Genomic DNA, 568 nt, shown 5'->3' on the forward strand with positions numbered 1-568 from the left:
GTGCCATTAATGGACCTGTCTTATCAGTAACCAGCTCGATTTTTACGCCTGTCTCTTCGGTATATTTATCTAACAATGGCTTAATAAGCTGCTCGTTACGTGACGAATAAATCGTCACCACTTGATCATCACCTGCAGTCGCCACGGTACTATCATTACTGGCCTCTTCAGTGGTCGGCGTTTGCGTCTCTGCGTCTTCAGCTGGAGTAGATGCGTTATTACAACCCACTAGACCCATCATCATGCCAAAGACAGCAACAGATAAGGTAGCCTTAACAGGGCGAGTTAGCGACAGACGTTCAGCAACCGCGTTCGATGACATGGTCTTCTCCATAATAGTATAAAAGATAAATGAGATAGTTTAGATGATAAGCAATTAGGTAGGCGTTTATACTGCTAAAACAATGATAAAAACCAGAAACAATATACTAATAGAAATGAGATTAATTATCAATACATTATTTCGACTGGTTTTGCCCCCAAAAAGTACAGTTTATAGAGAGTTTTATTCTATTCATTTTATATTAGCCATTGCCCCAAAATCACGTTTACAGCAGCTTCTGTGCGT

Annotated in this window: 1 pseudogene; it reads right to left on the minus strand. The window is 40.1% G+C overall.

Annotated elements, in window-relative coordinates:
* Positions 1–322, minus strand: a pseudogene (locus ACS8FD_RS23325) (Fe(3+) ABC transporter substrate-binding protein); the annotation flags it as partial.
* Positions 323–568 lie beyond the last annotated feature (246 nt).

The sequence above is a fragment of the Psychrobacter sp. 1U2 genome, assembly GCF_051847575.1.